Source organism: Arthrobacter melezitosi (genome assembly GCF_054511055.1).
The window spans coordinates 139,204-153,946 of the sequence record NZ_JBTNDJ010000006.1 but is presented as its reverse complement, the minus strand read 5'-3'; the positions used below and the strand labels follow the sequence as shown (position 1 = coordinate 153,946).

At 70.7% G+C, this 14,743-nt stretch carries 16 protein-coding genes; 3 read left to right on the top strand and 13 right to left on the bottom strand.

Annotation, left to right across the window (positions count from 1 at the left end):
• Positions 1-3 precede the first annotated feature (3 nt).
• Genes ACX80W_RS09190 through ACX80W_RS09175 form a run of 4 tightly spaced genes read right to left on the bottom strand, consistent with a single transcriptional unit; the run spans position 4 to position 2,702 of the window.
• Positions 4-435: a molybdenum cofactor biosynthesis protein MoaE gene (locus tag ACX80W_RS09190; protein ID WP_459282502.1), complete on the bottom strand. Its 432-nt coding sequence runs from the start codon at positions 433-435 to the stop codon at positions 4-6.
• A complete protein-coding gene (locus ACX80W_RS09185; protein WP_459282500.1) occupies positions 422-907 on the bottom strand; it encodes a MogA/MoaB family molybdenum cofactor biosynthesis protein in 486 nt (161 codons plus the stop codon). The genes ACX80W_RS09190 and ACX80W_RS09185 overlap by 14 nt, the downstream gene beginning before the upstream one ends.
• Complete coding sequence (gene moaC / locus ACX80W_RS09180) at positions 904-1,389, bottom strand: cyclic pyranopterin monophosphate synthase MoaC (protein ID WP_459282498.1); 486 nt, start codon at positions 1,387-1,389, stop codon at positions 904-906. The genes ACX80W_RS09185 and moaC overlap by 4 nt, the downstream gene beginning before the upstream one ends.
• A complete protein-coding gene (locus ACX80W_RS09175) occupies positions 1,386-2,702 on the bottom strand; it encodes a molybdopterin molybdotransferase MoeA (RefSeq protein ID WP_459282496.1) in 1,317 nt (438 codons plus the stop codon). Before ACX80W_RS09175 ends, moaC begins: the two co-directional genes overlap by 4 nt.
• A 205-nt stretch (positions 2,703-2,907) precedes the next feature.
• On the opposite strand from ACX80W_RS09175, the gene moaA reads away from it, so the two are divergent.
• Together moaA and ACX80W_RS09165 are read left to right on the top strand one after the other, a co-directional pair.
• Complete coding sequence (gene moaA, locus ACX80W_RS09170) at positions 2,908-3,978, top strand: GTP 3',8-cyclase MoaA (RefSeq protein ID WP_459282494.1); 1,071 nt, start codon at positions 2,908-2,910, stop codon at positions 3,976-3,978.
• Positions 3,979-4,233, top strand: coding sequence for a MoaD/ThiS family protein (locus ACX80W_RS09165; protein WP_459282492.1), 255 nt, complete (start codon positions 3,979-3,981; stop codon positions 4,231-4,233).
• Positions 4,234-4,303: 70 nt separating this feature from the next.
• Here the strand turns inward: ACX80W_RS09165 and ACX80W_RS09160 are convergent, their stop codons facing one another.
• From ACX80W_RS09160 to truB, 8 genes are all read right to left on the bottom strand, one after another.
• The gene (locus ACX80W_RS09160) at positions 4,304-5,674 is read right to left on the bottom strand and encodes a M16 family metallopeptidase (protein ID WP_459282490.1); all 1,371 of its coding nucleotides are present in this window, start codon (positions 5,672-5,674) and stop codon (positions 4,304-4,306) included.
• Positions 5,675-5,779: 105 nt separating this feature from the next.
• Complete coding sequence (locus tag ACX80W_RS09155; protein ID WP_459282488.1) at positions 5,780-8,038, bottom strand: polyribonucleotide nucleotidyltransferase; 2,259 nt, start codon at positions 8,036-8,038, stop codon at positions 5,780-5,782.
• Between the two features lie 272 nt (positions 8,039-8,310).
• The gene (gene rpsO, locus ACX80W_RS09150) at positions 8,311-8,580 is read right to left on the bottom strand and encodes a 30S ribosomal protein S15 (protein ID WP_120166611.1); all 270 of its coding nucleotides are present in this window, start codon (positions 8,578-8,580) and stop codon (positions 8,311-8,313) included.
• A gap of 133 nt (positions 8,581-8,713) precedes the next feature.
• On the bottom strand, positions 8,714-9,709 hold the full coding sequence (locus ACX80W_RS09145) for a bifunctional riboflavin kinase/FAD synthetase (protein WP_459282485.1): 996 nt from the start codon (positions 9,707-9,709) through the stop codon (positions 8,714-8,716).
• 260 nt (positions 9,710-9,969) lie between these two features.
• The gene (locus ACX80W_RS09140; RefSeq protein WP_459282483.1) at positions 9,970-10,650 is read right to left on the bottom strand and encodes a DUF4345 domain-containing protein; all 681 of its coding nucleotides are present in this window, start codon (positions 10,648-10,650) and stop codon (positions 9,970-9,972) included.
• A 99-nt stretch (positions 10,651-10,749) separates the two neighbouring features.
• A complete protein-coding gene (locus ACX80W_RS09135) occupies positions 10,750-11,211 on the bottom strand; it encodes a hypothetical protein (RefSeq protein WP_459282481.1) in 462 nt (153 codons plus the stop codon).
• Positions 11,208-11,579 (bottom strand): hypothetical protein, encoded by a 372-nt coding sequence (locus ACX80W_RS09130; RefSeq protein ID WP_459282479.1) that lies wholly within the window; start codon positions 11,577-11,579, stop codon positions 11,208-11,210. Before ACX80W_RS09130 ends, ACX80W_RS09135 begins: the two co-directional genes overlap by 4 nt.
• Positions 11,576-12,478, bottom strand: coding sequence for a tRNA pseudouridine(55) synthase TruB (gene truB, locus ACX80W_RS09125; RefSeq protein ID WP_459282477.1), 903 nt, complete (start codon positions 12,476-12,478; stop codon positions 11,576-11,578). Before truB ends, ACX80W_RS09130 begins: the two co-directional genes overlap by 4 nt.
• Positions 12,479-12,564: 86 nt before the next feature.
• On the opposite strand from truB, the gene ACX80W_RS09120 reads away from it, so the two are divergent.
• The gene (locus ACX80W_RS09120) at positions 12,565-13,740 is read left to right on the top strand and encodes a pyridoxal phosphate-dependent aminotransferase (protein ID WP_459282475.1); all 1,176 of its coding nucleotides are present in this window, start codon (positions 12,565-12,567) and stop codon (positions 13,738-13,740) included.
• Between the two features lie 11 nt (positions 13,741-13,751).
• Here ACX80W_RS09120 and ACX80W_RS09115 read toward each other — a convergent pair whose 3' ends face one another.
• Positions 13,752-14,702: a metallophosphoesterase family protein gene (locus tag ACX80W_RS09115; protein ID WP_459282473.1), complete on the bottom strand. Its 951-nt coding sequence runs from the start codon at positions 14,700-14,702 to the stop codon at positions 13,752-13,754.
• Positions 14,703-14,743 lie beyond the last annotated feature (41 nt).

The following is a 14,743-nucleotide window of genomic DNA, read 5'->3' as shown; positions in this document are numbered from 1 at the left end:
CTGTTACTCCCCGGCGCCGACCCATTCCACGGTGCCGTCGGCGAAGAACTGTTCCTTCCACACCGGGACGCGCTCCTTGACGGCGTCGACGAGTTCCGAGCAGGCCGCGAAGGCCGCCCCGCGGTGGGCTGCGGCGACGGCGGCCACCAGGGCCGAATCGCCGATCTCCAGCGGGCCGACCCGGTGGGCCACCCAGACGCGGATCCCCTCGTGCCGTGCGGCGATGTCGGCGGCGACCTCGGCGATGACCCGTTCGGCGCTGGGATGGGAGGAATAGCTCAGCGAGGTGACCTCCCGCCCGCCGTCGTGGTTGCGGACGACGCCGCTGAAGGAGACGGCGGCGCCGCACCGCGGGGAGTCCACGGCGGCCAGGGCCTCTTCGGGGGTGATGGGGGTGTCCGAGACGAAGGCCCGGACTACTTCACCGGTGGTCATTTGTTCCTTCCAGTTGTGCGCAGATGTGGCCGATCAGCGGGGCGAGGACGGCGAGCCCGTCCCGCACTCCCCCGGGCGAGCCCGGCAGGTTGATGACGAAGGTGCGCCCTGCGGTCCCGGCGAGCCCGCGGCTCAGGGCGGCGGTGGGCACCTTGTCGGCTCCCGCCCGGCGCACCGCCTCCATGATGCCCGGCAGCTGCCGGTCGAGGTACGGCAGGGTCTGCTCCGGGGTGGCGTCGTCGGGGCTCAGCCCGGTGCCTCCGCTCGTGATGAGCACCGCGGGCCCGGCGGCCAGGACGCGGCCGAGGGCCGCTCCGACGGCGTCCCCGTCGGGAACGACCTCCGCGTCCTGCACGGCGAACCCGTGCTCGAGGAGCCAGCCGGCCACGAGGGGGCCGCATTCGTCCTGGTAGGTGCCGGCGGCGGCGCGGGTCGAGGCGATGATCACCGCGGCGTTCCGAAGCGCGGTCATACGCTCCAGTCCCCGCTCTTCCCGCCGGACTTCGAGAGCACCTTCGTCTCGCGGATGACGGCGCGCGGATCGACGGCCTTGATCATGTCGTAGAGGGTCAGGGCCGCGATTGAGGCGGCGGTGAGCGCCTCCATCTCGACCCCGGTGACCGAGGTGGTCTTCACCAGCGCCGTCACGGTGACGCGACCGGCCTCGGCCGCGAAGTCGACCGAGACGCGGCTGATCGGCAGCGGATGGCACAGCGGGATCAGCGACGGCGTCTGCTTCGCCGCGAGGATCCCGGCGACCCGTGCGACGGCGAGGGCATCGCCCTTGGGCAGGGCTCCGTCGGTGATCAGGGCGGTGACCTCCGGCGTTGTCTCAAGGACCGACTGCGCCACCGCCTGGCGGGCCGTCACGGCCTTCGCGGAGACGTCGACCATGTGCGCCGTGCCGTCCTCCCGGACGTGGGACAGCGCGGGCGCGGATTCGTTGGTTGTCATGGGGGCGGCTCCTGGTCGGTGGTGGCACTGGGTGCGGGCGGGAGGACGGCGTCGATCAGCCAGAGGGTCACCTCGTCACCGGCGGCGGCCTCCTGCAGGCCGACCGGGAAGTGGACGAGGGCGTTCGAGCCGGCGAGGGCGCTGAGGAGGTGGGATCCGGGGCCGCCGACGAGCTCGACCTGCCCGTCCCGGTACCGGCCGCGGCGCACCTGGTGCTTGCCGGCCGGGGACGACGCCGGTGCCGCGAGCCGGGCCCGGAGTTGCACGCGCGGTGCCGGGGCGCCGGTCAGCGCGGTCAGGGCCGGGCGGAGGAACATCTCGAAGGAGACAAGGGCGCTGACCGGGTTGCCGGGGAAGCCGAGGAACGGCACCCCGCCGAGGGTGCCGATGGCCTGCGGGCCGCCGGGCTGCAGCGCCACCGTGGGGAATTCGACACCGCTTCCGGCAAGGGCCTGCTTGACCACCTCGTAGGCGCCCTGGCTGATGCCCCCGGAGGTGAGGATCAGGTGGACCTCGGCCGCGGGCCGGGCCTCAAGGGCCTCCCGGAGCCTTTGGGGGTCGTCGGAGACCACGCGGTGCCGGAGAACGTCGGCGCCGGCCTCCCGCAGGGCGGCCTCCAGGAGGGTGGTGTTGGCGTCGTAGATCCGGCCGTCCGCCAGTGGCAGGCCGGGTTCGGTGACCTCGTCCCCGGTGGACAGCAGGAGCACGCGGAACGGTGTCCGGACGGCGACCTCCGCCAGGCCGCAGGCGGCGAGCAGCCCGAGCTGCGCCGGGCCCAACAGGGTGCCGGCGGGCAGGGCCCGCTCCCCGGCGGCGATGTCGCTGCCGGCGCGCCGGATGAAGCTGCCGGCGGGGGTCCCGGCCGGCAGGTGCACCGCCGGGGCGCCGGACCCGGCTTCCGCCGGGAGGAACCGCGGCGGGTCGGCGCGTTCGATCGGCACGATGGCGCCGGTGCCCTGCGGGACCATCGCGCCGGTCATGATCGGTACGGCGGTGCCCGGCGGAAGCGGCGGCGGGGAGGTGCCCGCGGGAACCGGCGCCCCGACGCGCAGGCGCAGGGGGAACCCCGGCTCCGCTCCGTCCGCCGCCGCGCCGTCCGCCAGGTCGCTGCGGTGCACCGCGTAGCCGTCCATCTGCGAGTTGTCGAAGGGCGGAAGGGCGATCGGGGCATGGACGTCCGCGGCGAGGACCCGTCCAAGGGCCGCGGTGAGCGGCAGCAGCTCCGCACCGGCGTCGTGTCCCCTGCCGGCATACCCGCCGCCGCTCAGGAGCCGTGCCACCGCCGACTGGTGCTCGGTTACGCTGCGGGTCATGGCGTCCTTTCGGCCGGGGATGCGGGTTCCGCGGCGGCTGCTGCTGGAATGCTTCCACCCTAGTCCGCCGGTGCCCCGGCCGCTCCCCTGCAGGGCCGGCGGAAGGGATACGCGCCGGTCCCCGGAAATTCAACCCCCGCGGGTCCCTCCAATTCCGATCCGGATTCGGCCCTGGCGGGCGCGCGAAAGGGCGTAACCTCTCACTATGGGAATATCTCTGGGGCTGCCGGGCCCTGCGCCCACGGACCCGGGCGTGGGCCTGCTCGATACCTTCGGGCGCCGTGCCACCGACCTGCGCGTGTCGCTCACGGACAAGTGCAACCTGAGGTGCACCTACTGCATGCCGGCGGAGGGCCTCGCCTGGCTGCAGAAGGACCAGGTGCTCTCCCGCGCGGAGATCGTGCGCCTGGTGCGCATCGGGGTCGACCTGCTGGGCGTCCGCGAACTGCGCCTGACCGGCGGGGAGCCGCTGGTGCGGGCGGACCTGGTGCAGATCATCTCCGACCTGCGCGCCGCGCATCCGGCCCTGCCCATTTCGCTGACCACCAACGGGCTCGGGCTCGATAAGAAGGCCGCCGCGCTGAAGGAGGCCGGGCTCACCCGTATCAACGTCTCGATGGACTCCCTGCACCCCGACACCTTCGCCCAGCTGACCCGGCGGCCGTTCCTCGACCGCGTGCTGGCCGGCATCGAGGCCGCCGCGGCGGTGGGGCTGGGCCTGGTGAAGATCAACGCCGTGCTGATGCGCGGCATCAACGAGGCCGAGGCCCCGGCCCTGCTCGAGTGGGCGGTCGCCCGCGGGTTCGAGCTGCGGTTCATCGAGCAGATGCCCCTCGACGCCGACCACGGCTGGACCCGCGAGGGGATGGTCACGGCCGCCGAAATCCGTGCGCTGCTTGAGCCGGCCTTCGTCCTCACCCCCGACCCGCGCAGCCGCGACGGCGCCCCGGCCGAGCGGTGGGAGGTCCGCCGGCGCGCGGCTCCCGACGAGGTCGTGGGCTCGGTGGGCATCATCGCCTCGGTCACCGAGCCGTTCTGCGCCGACTGCCGCAGGACCCGGATCACGGCCGAGGGCAAGGTGATGAGCTGCCTGTTCTCCCGCGAGGAGACCGACCTGCGGGAGCTGCTGCGTTCGGGGGCCGACGACGCCGCCGTGGCCCGGCGGTGGCAGGAGGCGATGTGGGCCAAGCCCAAGGCGCACGGGATGTCCCGCACCGGGCTCGGCGCCGAGGGCTTTATCCAGCCGGACCGCTCCATGAGCGCGATCGGTGGCTGAATGCTGATCCGCTATTTCGGTGCTGCCCGCGCGGCCGCGGGCACCGCCGAGGAAACCCTCGACGCTGCCGGCGTGACGGTCGGCGAAATCCTCGCCAAGCTGGCCGTCCGCCACGCCGGAGCGGGGACGCCCTCGATGGAGCAGGTCCTGCGGCGCAGCAGCTTCCTGCTGAACGAGGTGGCGCTGCGCGACCGCGGCCGGGTCCTGGCCGAGCACGACGTCCTCGACGTCCTGCCGCCGTTCGCCGGCGGCTGATCGGTCGCTCCAACGGCCGCCGCGGCGGCCACGCCGGCGCGCCCGCGTCGGGCGCACCACCTCCGGGTGCCTACAGGCCGAAGTCCGCCGGGCCGTCGAAGGGCCCGACCACCATCGTGGTGCGCGGCGCGGCCGCCAGTTCGGCGGCCAGTTCCTGGACCTCGGCGGGGGTGACGGCCCGGACCCGGGCGAGTGACTCGTCCAGGTCGATGAACTCCCCGGAGACCAGTTCGGAGCGCCCCAGCCGGGACATGCGCGAACTGCTGTCCTCGAGGGCGAGCACAAGTCCGCCGGAGAGCTGGCCCACGGCCTTGCGCAGTTCCTCCTCGCCGATCCCGTCGCGGGCGAGGCGGTCGAGCTCCTCCCCCAGCAGGGCGATGACCTGGCCGGTCTTGGCCGGGGAGCAGCCGGCATACATGGCGAAGTAGCCGGCGTCGGCGTAGGAGGCCGAGAAGGAGTAGGTGGAGTACACGAGGCCCCGCTTTTCGCGGATCTCCTGGAACAGCCGCGAGGACATGCCGCCGCCGAGCACGGCGTTCAGCACGCTCATGACGAAGCGGCGCTCGTCCGTGGCGACGAGCGAGGGGCAGCCGATCAGGATGTTGGCCTGCTCGACCGCGCGGCGGATCACGTGCACGCCGGGCGCACCGGAGACCTCGACGGGCTTCGCGGATCGGCGGGGCACCGGCAGCGCCCCCTCTTCAAGGACCCAGCCGGCCTCCTCGAGGGCCTGCTGGACCAGCGTGCACACAGTGTCGTGATCGAGGCCGCCGGCGGCGGTGACGACGAGTTCGGCGGGCGTGTAGTACCGCCGGTAGTGGGCCAGGACGGCGTCCCTTGGGATGGCGCGGATGGCCTCCGGGGTGCCGCCGATGGGGCGGCCGAGGGGGTGGCCGCCGAGGACCGCCGAGACGAACTCCTCGTGCGCGACGTCGGCCGGGTCGTCGCTGTCCATGGCGATTTCCTCGAGGATGACGTCGCGTTCCTGCTCGAGTTCCTCGGGGTCGAGGACGGCCGAGGTGACCATGTCGGCGATCACGTCGATGGCAAGGGGCAGGTCGGTGTCGAGGACCCGGGCGTAGTAGCAGGTGTTTTCCTTGGCCGTCGCCGCATTGGACTCCCCGCCGACCTCGTCGAAGGCCGAGGCGATCTCCAGCGCGGTGCGCTTCCGGGTGCCCTTGAACAGCAGGTGCTCGAGGAAGTGGGTGGAGCCGTGTTCGCCCTCGGCCTCGTCCCGTGAGCCCACGCCCACCCAGAACCCGATGGTGGCCGAGCGCTGCCCGGGCATCGCCTCGGTCAGCACGCGCACCCCGCCGGGCAGCACGGAGCGGCGCACCACGGCCCCGCCGGGGTCACCGGCGACGAAGGTCGGGTCTCCGCTGTTGCCGTCGGCGGCCGGCGTGGGAAGGAGCGGAAGGGAAACAACTGAAGGCAGGGACATCGGGGTCTTTCAGGATTGGGCGTCGATCGGGAAACGGCCAACGGCCCCGCCGTGGACGTTGGAGTCCACGGCGGGGCCGTCGGCGGCGTACGAAACCGCGGGCACCTAGCTCACGGTGTCCTCGGCGGGCACCTCGGGGAGCTCGATTCCGGCATCGCCGGCAGCCTCGTCGGCGACCACGGGCGACAGCGAGAGCTTGCCGCGGTCGTCGATCTTGGTGATCTCGACCTGGACCTTCTGGCCCACGGCGACGACGTCATCGACATTGTCGACGCGCTTGCCGCCCGAGAGCTTGCGCAGCTCGGAGATGTGGAGCAGCCCGTCCTTGCCGGGGGTCAGCGACACGAAGGCGCCGAAGGTCGTCGTCTTGACGACGGTGCCCAGGTAGCGCTCCCCGATCTCGGGGACCTGCGGGTTGGCGATGGCGTTGACCGCCGCGCGGGCGGCCTCGGCGGAGCCGCCGTCGGTCGCGCCGATCAGCACGGTGCCGTCATCCTCGATGGAGATGTCGGCGCCGGTGTCCTCCTGGATCTGGTTGATCATCTTGCCCTTGGGGCCGATGACCTCGCCGATCTTGTCAACGGGGATCTTGACCGAGATGATCCGCGGCGCGAACTCGGAGAGCTCGTCCGGGGCGTCGATCGCGGCCTCGAGCACGCCGAGGATGTGGAGGCGGGCCTCACGGGCCTGCTTCAGCGCGGCGGCCAGCACGGAGGCGGGAATGCCGTCGAGCTTGGTGTCGAGCTGGATGGCCGTGACGAACTCGGAGGTTCCGGCGACCTTGAAGTCCATGTCGCCGAAGGCGTCCTCGGCTCCGAGGATGTCGGTCAGCGCCGCGTAGCGGGTCTGGCCGTCGACCTCATCGGAGACCAGGCCCATCGCGATGCCGGCGACGGGCGCCCGCAGCGGGACACCGGCGTTGAGCAGGGACAGCGTCGAGGCGCAGACCGAACCCATCGAGGTGGAGCCGTTGGAGCTCAGCGCCTCGGAGACCTGGCGGATCGCGTAGGGGAATTCCTCGCGGCTCGGCAGGACCGGGGCGATGGCGCGCTCGGCAAGGGCGCCATGGCCGATTTCACGGCGCTTGGGCGAACCCACGCGGCCCGTTTCACCGGTGGAGTACGGCGGGAAGTTGTAGTGGTGCATGTAGCGCTTGCGGGTCACCGGCGACAGCGAGTCGATCTGCTGTTCCATCTTGAGCATGTTCAGCGTGGTGACACCCAGGATCTGGGTCTCGCCGCGCTCGAAGATGGCGGAGCCGTGGACGCGGGGAAGGACCTCGACCTCCGCGGTGAGCTTCCGGATGTCGGAGAGGCCGCGTCCGTCGATGCGGACCTGGTCCTTCAGGATGCGCTGGCGCACGACGGCCTTGGTGACCGAGCGGAAGGCTGCCGAAAGTTCCTTCTCGCGTCCTTCGAAGGACCCGGCGAGGGACTCGAGGACCTCGGCCTTGAGGGCGTCGGAAGCGGTGTTGCGCTCCTGCTTGTCGGCGATCTGGAAGACCTCGGCGAGCTTCTGCGCGGCGGCGGATTCGACCGCGGCGTAGACGTCGTCCTGGTAGTCGAGGAACACGGGGAACTCGACGGTCGGCTTGGCCGCACGCGCGGCCAGGTCGGACTGGGCCTCGCACAGGGCGCGGATGAACGGCTTCGCCGCCTCGAGGCCGTCGGCGACGATCTCCTCGGTCGGCGCGGTGGCGCCGTTTTCCTTGATGAGGTTCCAGGAGTTGTCGGTCGCTTCGGCCTCGACCATCATGATGGCGACGTCGTCACCGACGACGCGGCCGGCGACGACCATGTCGAAGACGGAGTTCTCAAGCTCGGAGTGCTTCGGGAAAGCGATCCACTGGTCGCTGCCGCTGCCGTCGGAGACGAGTGCGACGCGCACGCCGCCGATCGGGCCGGAGAAGGGGAGCCCGGACAGCTGGGTGGACATGGAGGCCGCGTTGATGGCGACGACGTCGTAGCGGACGTCGGGGTTGATCGCCAGCACGGTGACGACGATCTGGACCTCGTTACGCAGGCCCTTCACGAAGGCCGGGCGCAGCGGGCGGTCCATCAGGCGGCAGGCGAGGATCGCCTCGGTGGAGGGGCGTCCCTCGCGGCGGAAGAACGAGCCCGGGATGCGTCCGGCGCCGTACATGCGCTCTTCGACGTCGACGGTCAGCGGGAAGAAGTCGAAGCCTTCGCGCGGGGAGCTTCCGGCGGTGGTTGCCGAAAGGAGCGCCGTGTCTTCGTCGATGTACACCATCGCCGCGCCGGCGGCCTGCTGGGCAAGCCGTCCGGTTTCGAAGCGGACGGTGCGGGTGCCGAAGCGGCCATTGTCGATGACGGCTTCAGCAAATTGGATTTCGGGACCCTCCATAGAGAGTCACCTCCGTTTCTGTGTGGTGGGGGCGGTCGGCACCATTGTCGGGCGGCCCCTCATGGGCCGCCTGTGCACCCGGTCTTCGATCGAGATCCACGGGACGGGCGCGGCCCTGTCGGCCGGCCTCCCGGAGATCACTACCGAGGACCGCGAATGCGCGGTGCCTGCTGGCTCCGTTGTTGGTTCTGGTGGTGGTGCACCCGGTCTTACCGGGTAGAAGCGGAAGGCGGCTCCGTCTCCTGGGGAGATGGCGCCGCCTTCCAAACAACCTATCGGCGCAGGCCGAGGCGCTCGATGAGCGTCCGGTACCGCGTGATGTCGGTGTCGCGCAGGTAGTCGAGCAGGCGACGGCGGCGTCCCACGAGAAGAAGCAGGCCACGACGGGTGTGGTGGTCGTGCTTGTGCATCTTCAGGTGTTCGGTCAGGTCGAGGATGCGGCGGGAAAGCATCGCGATCTGCACCTCGGGGGAACCGGTGTCCCCCTCGGAGGTGGCGTACTCTTTGATGATTTCCTGCTTGATAGCGGCGTCAAGGGCCACGTGTAACTCCTAGAGTTGTACCGTGAATACGAGGTTTCGGCCCGGCACCGGCCCTCCGCCGGAGCGGCGGTACGCATACCTGACACACAAAAATCCAGCCACCACGGACTGCAGCCGGATCTCAGCCTCCAGTTTAGCCGCTGGCCTGCAGATCTGTCGAAAGCACCTGCCGCGTCTTGCCGACGTCGAGGCTCATCTGCTCGCTCAGCGCCTCGGGTCCGGTGTAGGCGACCTGCCCCCGAAGCCGCTGGACGAACTCCACGACGACGCGCTGCCCGTAGAGGTCGAAGTCGGAAACGTCCTCCTGCGGGCGGTCGATGACGTGCGCCTCGACCTGCCGGCTGACGTCATCGAAGGTCGGGTTCGAGCCGACGGAGATCGCGGCCGGCCACCGGGTGTGCGCTTCGTCGATCAGCCAGCCGGCGTAGATCCCGTCGGCCGGGATGTAGCCCTCGGCGCCGGGGGCGAGGTTGGCCGTGGGGAATCCCAGTTTCCTCCCCCGCGCCGCCCCGTGGACGACTTCGCCGCGCATCCGGTGCGGGCGGCCGAGGATCCGGGCCGCGGTCTCGACGTCGCCGGCCTCAAGCGATTCCCGCACCCAGGTCGAGGAGCAGCGGCGCAGTCCTTTTCCGCCGCCGGCCTCCAGCGGGACGCCCGCCGCGAAGTCGTCGATGGCGAGGACCTCGAAGCCGAAGCGCCGGCCGAGCTCGCGCATCGTGTCGAGGTCGCCGCTGTTGCCCCGCCCGAAGCGGACGTCGTGGCCGATGACGACGGCGGTGGCGTGCAGCGCCCCGACGAGGACCTTCTCGACGAATTCCTCGGGGGTGTAGGAGGCGAGGTCGAGGGTGTAGTGCATCATCAGGACGCCGTCGATGCCGGTTTCGGCCAGCGTGTGCACCCGGTCCTCAAGTCCCATGATCAGGGCCGGCGCGCTGTCGGGGCGGTGGACCTGGGCGGGGTGCGGGTCGAAGGAGATGGCAACGGCCGCGGCGGAGCGTTCCCGCGCCGCCTTCACAAGGTGCTGCAGCACCCGCTGGTGGCCCCTGTGGACGCCGTCGAAGTTTCCGAGGGTGAGAACTGACGGCCCGAAGTCGTGTGGCACATCGGCAAGGTCTCTCCAGTAGAACACGCATCTCCTTCGCCGTTGCGGCTTTCCGCGGCGCGGGCCGGAGCATCCGGATCCCTGCAGCGCCACCCCCCCATTATTGCCGATATTGCTGTGGTTTATTTCCCGTTTGCCGTCGATCCCCTGCGGTTCCGGTCACGGGGGCGCTCCGTCGTCCACCCACCCGCCGGGACCGCAGCTCACCACCCTTCAACCGCGCGGAAGCGTGGTGATGTGCAAGGTGGGCGGATGCCTGCGCATTCCTGGCCGGGTGTTGTGCGAGGCTAGCTGCCGGCGCTGAAGTCCCTGCGCATCTGGGCCGTCTTGGTGATGTACTTGTGCCACACCAGCAGGGCGGCGGGGAAGGCCAGCTCCACGACCATCAGGATGATCAGGAGGTAGTGGGGGGTGCCCGAGAACGCCCACGAGAGCACCCTGCCGATGCCGCCCGCGAAGACCATGAGGCAGACGAGCCAGAGCATGTTGGCCCACTGGAACTTCACGGCGATGGTGACGAACGCGGCACCGACGCCGACCATCATCGCGGAGAAGAAGCGGAACTGGTTCTCGAGGGTCGGGTTGACGGGTCGGCCACCGGTCTCGGGCAGGCCCGCGGTGCCGAGGATCAGGTAGTAGGCGCCGAAGCCGGCAAGGATCAGCCCGACCAGGACGACGACGGTGCGGAACATGCTCCAGTCGCTGCCGCCGATCCCCTCGCGGGTCTTGGACTTCTCCTGAGCAGTCCCCTTCGGGGTGGCCGCTCCCTTAACGGTCCCCTCCTTCGAAGCACCCGCTGCGGTTGACGGACCCGCCGCGGTGCGGGACGGCGACGGCGTGGACAGCGGCCTGGTGGTGGGCGGGGTGCCGGCCGGACCGCTGCCGCTTCCGCCGGTCGCTCCGGGGGCCGGCGATTCAGGACTGGTTGACGCCGGCCGGCCGTGCGGGTCCGGGATGTTCGTGCTCATGGCGCTTCCTCGCTGTCCTTGCTGCTCCTGCCGCAATACTCTCACGCAGCACAGGGACCGGAAAGGGCGATCTTGGAGGCGCCCGGCAGGCGGTGCCGTCTAGGCCGGGACGGGCGCCGCCGGCCGGTTACGGTACAGCCAGGCCAGGCCGAGGACCGGCAGGATCAGCGGGACGTAGCCGTACCCCTGGCCGAAGGCGGACCACACGGTGTCGGCGGGGAAGGCCTGCGGGTCGAGGAGGCTGAAAATGCCCACGCCCAGCACGCCGATGAGTTCGACGCTGACGGCGGCGACAGAGATCCGGTACCAGCGGGCGCCGGGCCGGGCCAGCGAGACGGTCGCGAGGACGTAGACGGCGGCCGCGCAGGCGGTCAGCAGGTAGGCCAGCGGTGCCTCGGAGAACTTGGTGGCGATCTGGAAGGCGGCCCGTGCGGAGGCGGCCAGGGCGAAGATGCCGTAGACGGCGATCAGCAGCCGGCCCGGGCCGTGCGTCCGCCGTCCCTCCCCTCCGCCGTCGGACCCCCCGGCGGGGTTGGCCCCGCCGCTTCCGGTGTGCTTCACAGTCCTGCCACTCCGTCCCAAATCTGCTCCATCCGAACCAGCATGACGAACACGGCGAGCCCGGCGGCGGCCAGCACCAGGTTGCTCCAGCGGCTGCGCTCGAGGATCGCCCACCAGAAGGCGCCCACCGGGAGGACGAGGGCCGTCAGCAGGTAGCCCCAGAACTCCCAGGCCTCCCCCACCACCGGTTCTCCCCCGAGCTGCCGCACTCCGGCGGCCACCGCGTAGACGAGCAGGAACAGTTCGACGGCGGCCACGGAGAGGATGGTGATGTCGTTCGGGGGCTGGCGCAGCACCGCGGCCCCGATGCACAGCAGCGCCGACACGATACCGATCACCGAACCGGCGAGAAGGAAACCGTCAATCATGCTTCACCGTTTCCCGGCGCGAACACCAGCAGGGCGCGGGCATCCTGGCCGCGGTTCTCGAGCAGGGCGACGAGGGTTCCCGCCGGCGAGTAGGCGGCCACCGGCCCGGAGTCCCCACCGGCGGGGATCCTCCGGCCGTGGGAGACGTCGTCGGCCTCCGCGGCGCTGAGCTCCCGGACCGGAAACAGGGCGCGCCCGGCGTCATCGAGCGGAAGCATCGTCAGGTTCTCCGCGAGTTCCTCGAGGGTGGAGGCCTGCCCGATGGTGTACGGGCCGACCTGGGTGCGCCGCAGCGCGGTGAGGTGGCCGCCGACGCCCAGGGCCGCCCCGAGGTCCCTGGCGAGGGCGCGGATGTAGGTGCCGGAACTGCATTCGACGGTGACGTCGACGTCCTGCTGCCGGCCGCCGTTGACGCGGCGGATCCCGTGCACCTCGAACCGGTGGATCGTGACGGGACGGGCCTCCAGTTGGACCTCCTCGCCCGAGCGCACCCGGGCGTAGGCGCGCTGCCCCTTGACCTTGATGGCGCTCACGCTGCTGGGCACCTGGGAGATCGGGCCGGTCAGGGCCCGCACGCCGGCGGAAATGTCCGCGGGGGTGACGGCGGCCGCGATGGAGCCTCCGGTGATCTCCCCCTCGGCGTCGTCCGTGATCGTCGACTGGCCGAGCCGGATGGTGGCGGTGTAGGTCTTGTCGGTGCCCACGATGTAGGTGAGCAGGCGCGTGGCGCGGTTGACGCCGATGACCAGGACGCCGGTCGCCATCGGGTCGAGGGTCCCGGCGTGGCCCACCTTGCGGGTCCCGGCCAGCCGGCGCATGCGCCCGACGACGTCATGGCTTGTCCAGCCCTGGGGCTTGTCCACGATTATCAGCCCTGAGTGGACCTGCCCGGAATTCACGCCTCCCAGTATAGGGCGAAGCCCCGGGCCTTCCCCGCCGGCCCGGGGCCGCCCGCGCGGCGCCGTACAGGCGATAGCATTCCCCTATGCTTCCCGCCGTCCACGCACGCCAGGTGCCGGTCAACCAGATCCGTGAAATCACGCAGGCCGCGTGGGCCCGGCCGCACTCCATCGTGCTGAGCATCGGTGAGCCGGGGTTCCCTGTCGCCCGCCACATCCTTGAGGCCTCGATGGCGGCCCTGGACCGCGACGAGACGAACTACACGCCCAATGCGGGGATCGCGCCGCTGCGGGAGGCCTTCGCCGCCCGTTTCCTCGAGCACAACGGCGTCTCAGTGGATCCGTCGTGCGTCTACGTGACCGCCGGCGCCCAGCAGGGGCTGCACCTGGCGATGAGCACCCTCCTCGGGCCCGGCGACGAGGTCCTCGTCCCCAACCCGGGCTATCCGACCTACCCGATGACCGCGGCCCTGGTGCATGCGGTCCCCGTCCCCTACCCGCTGCGTCCGGACAACGGCTTCCAGCCGCGCCTCGAGGACCTGGAGGCGCTGGTGACCCCGCGCACCCGGGTGCTCGTCCTCAACTCGCCGTCGAACCCGCTCGGAGCCGTGTTCGATGCGGAGCTGACCCGCGCCCTGGTGGACCTGGCGCAGCGGCGGGACCTGTGGATCCTCTCGGATGAGTGCTATGAGGCGTTCACCTACGACGTCGGGCATGTCAGCCCGGCCCGTTTCGACGCCGGGGGCCCCGAGGCCCTGCCGGGCGCCGGCGTCCCGCGGGTCTTCACCTCGCTGACCCTGTCGAAGACCTACGGCCTCACCGGGCTGCGGGTCGGCGCCCTGATCACCCCGCCCGGCATGGAGCCGCTGCTCAACAACATCATGGAAGCCACCGTCTCCTGCGTCGCAGCACCCTCCCAGTACGGCGCCCTTGCCGCGCTGACCGGTCCGCAGGACTACCTGGCGGACGCACTCTCCCACTACCGGAAGAACCGGGACGCGGCCACCGCGGTGCTGCGGGAACTCAATATTCCCTACCTCCCCGCGCAGGGGGCGTTCTACCTGTGGGCCGATGTCTCCCATGCCTCCGGCGGCGATGTCCGCGCCTGGGTTTCCTCCCTGCTGGAAACCCGCGGGGTGGCGCTGGCCCCGGGCACCGCGTTCGGCTCGGGCGGTGAGGGCTGGGTCCGGATCGCGCTGTGCACGGACACCGCGTCGCTGGTGGAGGGGCTCGGCCGGCTCCCGCGCAGGGAAGGCAGCTGACCCACCGGCTCTTATTTCGGCGCGGAACGCGTGCCCGAATCGGTGCTCGAGCCGGAGGTTGGAACGAACTTCCAGGCGAAGGACCCGTCGTCCCGCAGAGTGAGCCGGAGGAACCCGTGGGTGTCGCTGAACCGCTTCACGATGTACGACGGGCTGCTGGTGAAGGGGCGGAGGGTGATCCCGCCCGTCGACACCTGGAAGGCCGTCATCCCGTTCCGGACGCACTCGTCGGCGTTGTTCACCGGACACGATCGTTCGTAGTTGTGCTGCGACCCCGACAGGGTCAGACGGACCCGGTGCTTCCACATCACGTCGATCCACGGCTTGTGCTCGGCGGCCCGCGTATGCGCCGCTGTATCCGACGTGAAGTACGGTTCGTGGTACACCACCGCCAGGTGCTTGCCGTCCTTCTTCGCAGCAGCGAGGTCCTTGTCCAGCCACCTCGTCACCGCCCGGGCCTCCGGCTGGTTGTACCGCCAGGGCGCGGAGGACAGGAACGTGACATGCCAGTTCCCGAAGTCCTTCGAATACGGTTCCCCGTTCGAGATGAACCCGCGCTCCTCGTTGATCGCGGCCTTCTTCTTCGACCCCGGACACTGGCCGTTCATGAAGTTGTCGAGGTCTTCGTTGCGGTCGGGTTGCCAGTCGTGGTTTGGCGCGGACACCCAGTACAGCTTGGACATGGTGCCACCCCACAGCGGCGTCCAGTAATCCACGTAGTCCTCGCAGTAGGCGGTGTCGTACTGGAAGTCTCCGATGCCGAGGAACGCGTCGATCTCATCGTTCTGCACGAGCTCGGCGATCGCCGCACCATTGCGCCCGGACGGGCTGTCCGCCTCGATGGTCCGAACGCCGTTCATGTCGCCGACGGCAGCCATGTGAACCTCCGGGTCGCCGGTGCAACCCGAAGCAGAGACCGCCACAACGGCTGCGACCGCTGCGGCCACGAACCGGAACTTCATCCAACAACCCCTTCGAAAAGCCGGACCGCGGGCCCCCTCCC